The organism is Haloferax profundi, assembly GCF_001469865.1.
In the GTDB taxonomy this organism is placed as follows: Archaea; Halobacteriota; Halobacteria; order Halobacteriales; family Haloferacaceae; genus Haloferax; species Haloferax profundi.
In genome coordinates this window covers 1-460 of the sequence record NZ_LOPV01000336.1, presented here as the reverse complement: position 1 = coordinate 460, position 460 = coordinate 1, and the positions used below count along the sequence as shown (strand labels likewise).

At 49.3% G+C, this 460-nt stretch carries 1 pseudogene; it reads right to left on the bottom strand.

From position 1 onward, the window contains the following. Positions 1–261 (bottom strand): annotated as a pseudogene (locus AUR66_RS22690) (hypothetical protein); the annotation flags it as partial. Positions 262–460 lie beyond the last annotated feature (199 nt).

Here is a 460-nt window from a genome sequence, read left to right as displayed (position 1 = left end):
CGACACCTGATACTCCTGATCAGATCCAATCAGGGTTCGCTCCGATTCTGGAACCCGTATGAATTCGTTTTGGACAGTCTTGAATTGACTGTGCTTTGGGTCAAGACAGAGGTGGAAGCTAGTGCCATACTCCAACAGAATCGCTATGACTTGGTTCTCAACGGTTACCCCTCCGACTTCGTCCCAATCTTTAACTCCAGAAAGATTCCGAGTAACGAGCCTGTGTGTCGGGTCAACAGCGTGGACTCGATCAGAGAACATTGCTACTCAATCACCAATCCTGTTGGACGAGGTTCGTTGCTGTGGAGGAGGGGCATAGGAGAACCAAGTCTACTGCGCCGGTGAAAATATATTCTCTGGTGATTTGTACAAATTTGCTAGCAGGTCGATAAGCAAGGCTGACCAGGACACCCTCCTGAGTGTTGCACACCGCTACTGACAGTAACTAGGCGGTTTTCTG